This is a genomic window from Floccifex sp. (assembly GCF_051873555.1).
GTDB lineage: Bacteria > Bacillota_I > Bacilli_A > Erysipelotrichales > Erysipelotrichaceae > Floccifex.
Map to the genome: position 1 here is coordinate 1 of NZ_JBJEEY010000152.1, position 5321 is coordinate 5321.

Sequence of the window (5321 nt, forward strand, 5' to 3'; positions counted from 1 at the left end):
AAAAGAGCTAAAACAATAGAATTGGAGGAAGATGATATGTGTGAAGCTTTAGAAAAATTTAGAAATAAAGCGATAGCTGAAGGCATGGCTCAAGGAATAGCACAAGGAATATCTCAGGGAATAGCTCAAGGAAAAGCTGAAGGAAAACTGGAAGAAAAAGTTACATTGGTTCAGAATTTAAAAAAGATGGGTTCTGAGGATGAATTTATTGCGAAAGCTTTAAATTGTGATGTGGATTATGTTAAAGAATTGTTGGTTTTAAATTGATTTTTAATGAGAGAGTGTAGTTTGAATTGAATTTCAAAAGAAGGAGAAATGTCTCCTTCTTTATATTTTACTGAAGTTTGTTTTTAAACGATATAATTCACGTATTAGTCATTTTTTGTTTCCATTAGTTTTTTACTTGAACCCACAAAAATTAATATTCCTAAAGCCATTAATAAAAGCGCAATAAATAATTGTAAACCATCTGTCATAAAGACAAAACCACCAGAAATAAATAATTTCATACAAATATTATAAACAGATAATCCTAAACTAGTCATGGTAATGACTAACATGGCGATCATTGGAATATATAACATAAAGCCTTTTCTTCCTGTTACTTTTAAGAAAACAGAAATAGAAATCAATACCATGGCTGCTAATAACTGATTGGCACTACCGAATAATGGCCAGATATTTAAATAACCACCTAAGCTTAATAAATATCCACCGGCTAATGTTAATAGTGTAGCCACGTATTTGTTTGTTAAAAATGAAATGACTTTGCCTGGTTTTTTGTCATTAACTTCAAAAAATTCCTGAAAAGACATTCTTCCTATACGAGCCACAGCATCTAAAGAAGTTAAAGCTAAAGCCGAAACAAACATGGTCATAATACATAAACCATATTCTTGTGGCATACCCAATTGATGAATTAAACCAGTAACACCTACGGAGAATTTAGTAAAAGGCGTTGCGCCTTGTGCCAATGCCATAGAAGACAGTGTTTCATTTAATACACCAGAATCGGATAAAGAAGTTAAAGAACCGACAATGACAATGACTAAGATGGCCAATAAAGATTCTAACAACATACTTCCATAGCCAACTTGTAACATATCTTTTTCATTGGAAATTTGTTTTGAACTTGTTTCACTGGATACCAGCGAATGAAATCCACTCACGGCTCCACAGGCAATGGTTACAAATAAAGTAGGAAATAAATAACTTCCCGTTGCACTTTGAAATCCAGTAAAAGCAGGCGTTGTGATGGTTGGATTGGAAATAATAACACCAACTACAGCAAACATAATCATTCCAATAAATAAGAAAGTAGTTAAGTAGTCACGTGGTTGTTTCAAAATCCAGATAGGTGTAACCGATGCAAAGAAGATATAAACAAATACAATATAGATCCATGTTTGCTTTGTGAAATAAACAGGAAATTGAATTCCCACAAACAACATCAGACAAATTAATACAAGTCCCAATACCAGCTGTTTCCATCCAGAAATCTTTGTTTTCTTTAAAAATAATCCAAATGCAATGGCTACAAATACATATAAAATGGAAATAGAACCTGCAGCTCCATTGGCAAGTAGTTTCGTTCCTTGTTCATTGAATCCATTAAACGTACCTGCAACCATATCTGCAAAAGCCGCAATAACTAAAAGAGTAAATAACCAGCTGAACAAGAAAAATAATCGTCGTCCTGTTTTTCCAATGTATTGCTCAATTAATTGTCCCATGGATTTTCCTTTTGATTTTACAGAAGCATAAAGGGCTCCAAAATCTTGTACAGCTCCAAAGAAAATTCCACCAATTAAGACCCATAGAAAAGCAGGCAACCAGCCAAATACCATCGCAAGAACTGGACCAGTAACAGGCCCTGCCCCGGCAATGGAAGAAAATTGATGGGCAAAGACTTCCCATTTATTGCTGGGAACAAAGTCTACGCCATCTTCTCTTTGATAAGCCGGTGTTTTTGCATTTACATCGATTCCCCATGTTTTGACTAGATAGCGTCCATATAATAAATAGGCAGCTACTAGAATTGCAATAGAAATACATAATAACAATAAACCGTTCATAAAATCCTCCCTGAATATTTCATAAAAAAAGACTTCGTATCTAAGACGAAGTCAAATCCGCGGTACCACTTAGTTTGCCAAAAAAGCCACTTGAATTCTTAACGCGAAAAACGGATTTTCTTACTGTTTTTTTTTTTTTTTTTTTCAGAAAATCAACAAACAAGGGATAGCTTTAGATGCTCTTGATATCTTTTCAACTACCGATACTCTCTAACGCAAGTATATCTAAGGTCTTGTCTTGTTTATGTCTTTTATAAAATATTCGAAAAGATAATAGTTCCATGGATGTAAATTGTCAATAATATTTTCAAAAATTTTGAAAATATTTTACAAATCAATAACATCAAATTTTTGAAACCAATCTTATTTTTTACTATAATAAAAAAAGAAACGAGGAAACAAAATGGAATATTGGGATATCTATGATAAAAATAAACAACTAACGGGTAGAACTATGAAAAAAAATGACTGGAAACTTAAAGAAGGCGAATATCATTTATCCGTTATTGCGATTCTTCAAAGAAACGATGGAAAATATTTAATTACACAAAGAGTGATGTCTAAGTCCTGGGCTCCTGGATGGTGGGAAGTACCAGGAGGGGCTTGTATAGCTGGAGAAACATCCAAAGAAGCCATTGTTCGCGAAGTCAAAGAAGAAACAGGCTTGGATGTGTCACACGCAAAAGGTGGTTTAGTATTTACTTATCATCGAGAAAATATAGAAGAAGGGGATAATTATTTTGTAGATGTGTATAAATTTATTTTAGATTTTGATGAAAGTGATCTACAAATTCAAAAAGAAGAAGCACTGGGCTATAAAATTTGCACAAAAGAAGAATTAGAACCCCTGAAGGATACTTTCCTTCATTATTATTCTATTGAAAAAGCATTTTAGGAGGAAATATGAAACTAAGAAATGGAATTGAAATACCAGATATTGGATTTGGAACATGGAAAACACCCAATGATGAAATTTGTCTACAAGCCATTCAAACAGCTGTTGACTGTGGCTATCGACACATTGATGGTGCTTATATTTATAAAAACGAAGAAAGCGTAGGACAAGCCATTCATAATTGTGGCATTCCAAGACATGAATTATTTATTACCAATAAAGTTTGGAATACGCAAAGAGGATATCAATCGACATTAGATGCCTTAGATCAATCTCTACAAACCATGGGATTGGATTATTTTGATTTATATTTGATTCACTGGCCCGCCAATGCACTAAATTATCAAGATCCTGTTCAAGTCAATAAAGAAACATGGCAAGCCATGATTGATGCTTATAAACAAGGAAAAGTAAAAGCCATTGGGGTTTCTAATTTTATGGAACGTCACTTAGAACCATTAATGGATATGGAAATCATTCCTATGGTGAATCAAATAGAATACCACGTGGGATTGACTCGACCTGGACTTGTTTCGTATTGTCAGGGAAAAGGAATGATAGTAGAAGCGTATTCCCCACTGGGAAGAGCGAATTTATTAGATAAAGAAGAATTAATTGAAATCGCAAAGAAATACAATCGAACTGTTTCTCAAATTTGTCTTCGTTTCATTCTTCAAAACAATGTATTGCCACTTCCTAAATCCGTTACACCAAGTCGAATTCAGGAAAATATAGATGTATTTGATTTTGAATTATCTAAAGAAGATATGGATTATTTAAATGCATTGGATTTAGGATGTATCACAAAAAATCCAGATGAAATGAGGCCATAAAATGGAAAAAATCATTCGAGAAGCGAAAAACGGAAAAAGAGAAGCGGTTTTAGAGTTGTATCAAAACCATAAAAGCATTGTCTATTTTATTTGTGATTTTTTAATGGAAAATAAAAGTCAAACAGATTTTGTGTTTCAAGATGTTTTCGATGAAATATGGAAAATACTCATTCAAAAAAATATTGAAACCACAACAGATTTCACTAATCTTTGTATACGAACAAGTATTCGCTTTTGTCAGAGTCGCTTGTTTATGGAAAATCCACATTGTATTAAGGAACAAAAACCCAATGTTTCACAAAATATAAATATTGAAAACATAGAGTCCAATATTGATTTTGAAACCATACAAAATCAATTAAAGAAATTCGATTCTGTTTCTCGTTTTGTACTCAAAACCTATTTATGTTCAAATTTTAATATAAGAGAACTCAGTGATTGTTTATCCATTGATGAAATGAGTTATGAAAGCTATATTCAATATGGCTATCAAACCATTCCAGACATGAAAAAGTATCGCTATGTTGTATTAATTCAAAAAGAAGATCCATTTCAAACCAGTGATGCCTATTGTATTGAACACATTGAATCCATAACAAAAAAAGAAAAAAATCCAAAGACAAAATTATTGTTGATTCCACTTTTGATTTTAGTCATTGTTGCAGGCTATTTTATTTTTAAACCTGAACCCGTTTATTTTGCGGACATTGATATTGAAGGCTACGGAGAAATCGTTGTACAACTAGATTCAAAAAATGCTCCCAAAACAGTAGAAAACTTTGTGGAATTGGCTCAATCCGGTTTCTATGATGGCTTAACGTTTCATCGGATCATGGATGGATTTATGATGCAGGGAGGGGATCCTAATGGAGATGGAACCGGCGGATCGAGTCAAACCATTAAAGGGGAATTCAGTGAAAATGGAATTGAAAACAATTTATCTCATATTCGTGGAACCATTTCTATGGCAAGAAGCTCCGATATGGACTCCGCAAGTTCTCAATTCTTTATTGTACAAGAAGATTCCACGTTCTTAGATGGACAATATGCGGCTTTTGGAACCGTTTTATCGGGAATGGATATTGTGGATGAAATCTGTGAAAGTGCCGATCCAACAGATAATAATGGAACCATAGAAAAAGATCAGCAACCTGTAATCAAGTCCATTACCATTCGAAAAGAATAAAGTCAAGACTCGTTATTTTCATTTTCTGTGATAGAATCTTTTATTGTGGGAGATTGATCATGAAATTTGAGGAAACGAAAAAAATATTAAATGATTTATTATTTCAATTCAATGGACGCAAACAAAACTCTGGATTGGAAAAAATCACAGAAGCCATGGGTGGATGCTTCTTGATTTCATATAAGAAAAACAATGAAGAATATCAGTTGAATATCAATCCAAAGTCTTTTACTTGTAAAGGTGAACTTTGTAAAGAAATATTAAATAATATTTATTAAAAAAGGGGCTGTAACGAATAGTTGAGTTTTTACAAATTCGAGGGGTTACAGCAC

5 protein-coding genes and 1 pseudogene are annotated in these 5321 nt (G+C 33.0%); 5 read left to right on the top strand and 1 reads right to left on the bottom strand.

All coding sequences use genetic code 11. The features are described 5' to 3' along the window. Positions 1-267: pseudogene (locus tag ACI32A_RS08650) on the top strand (hypothetical protein); the annotation flags it as partial. A gap of 104 nt (positions 268-371) precedes the next feature. Here ACI32A_RS08650 and ACI32A_RS08655 read toward each other — a convergent pair. Further along, complete coding sequence (locus ACI32A_RS08655; RefSeq protein ID WP_439754656.1) at positions 372-2075, bottom strand: carbon starvation CstA family protein; 1704 nt, start codon at positions 2073-2075, stop codon at positions 372-374. Positions 2076-2478: 403 nt separating this feature from the next. Here ACI32A_RS08655 and ACI32A_RS08660 point away from each other — a divergent pair, with 403 nt between their 5' ends. The 4 genes from ACI32A_RS08660 to ACI32A_RS08675 are packed head-to-tail and all read left to right on the top strand — an operon-like array spanning position 2479 to position 5267. Continuing rightward, positions 2479-2970 carry an NUDIX hydrolase gene (locus ACI32A_RS08660; protein ID WP_439754657.1) on the top strand — a complete coding sequence of 164 codons (492 nt, stop codon included), beginning with the start codon at positions 2479-2481 and terminating at the stop codon, positions 2968-2970. An 8-nt stretch (positions 2971-2978) separates the two neighbouring features. Then, positions 2979-3803, top strand: a complete 825-nt coding sequence (locus ACI32A_RS08665) for an aldo/keto reductase (RefSeq protein ID WP_439754658.1) — start codon at positions 2979-2981, stop codon at positions 3801-3803. A 1-nt stretch (position 3804) separates the two neighbouring features. Next, on the top strand, positions 3805-4989 hold the full coding sequence (locus ACI32A_RS08670; protein ID WP_439754659.1) for a peptidylprolyl isomerase: 1185 nt from the start codon (positions 3805-3807) through the stop codon (positions 4987-4989). Between the two features lie 59 nt (positions 4990-5048). Continuing rightward, positions 5049-5267 carry a hypothetical protein gene (locus ACI32A_RS08675; RefSeq protein WP_439754660.1) on the top strand — a complete coding sequence of 73 codons (219 nt, stop codon included), beginning with the start codon at positions 5049-5051 and terminating at the stop codon, positions 5265-5267. Positions 5268-5321: the final 54 nt, after the last annotated feature.

What these genes read in the sequence shown, in the direction of transcription:
- ACI32A_RS08660 (WP_439754657.1), top strand. Translation starts at nt 2,479, where the DNA reads ATGGAATATTGGGATATCTATGATAAAAATAAACAACTAACGGGTAGA.
- ACI32A_RS08655 (WP_439754656.1), bottom strand. Translation starts at nt 2,075, where the DNA reads ATGAACGGTTTATTGTTATTATGTATTTCTATTGCAATTCTAGTAGCT.
- ACI32A_RS08665 (WP_439754658.1), top strand. Translation starts at nt 2,979, where the DNA reads ATGAAACTAAGAAATGGAATTGAAATACCAGATATTGGATTTGGAACA.
- ACI32A_RS08675 (WP_439754660.1), top strand. Translation starts at nt 5,049, where the DNA reads ATGAAATTTGAGGAAACGAAAAAAATATTAAATGATTTATTATTTCAA.
- ACI32A_RS08670 (WP_439754659.1), top strand. Translation starts at nt 3,805, where the DNA reads ATGGAAAAAATCATTCGAGAAGCGAAAAACGGAAAAAGAGAAGCGGTT.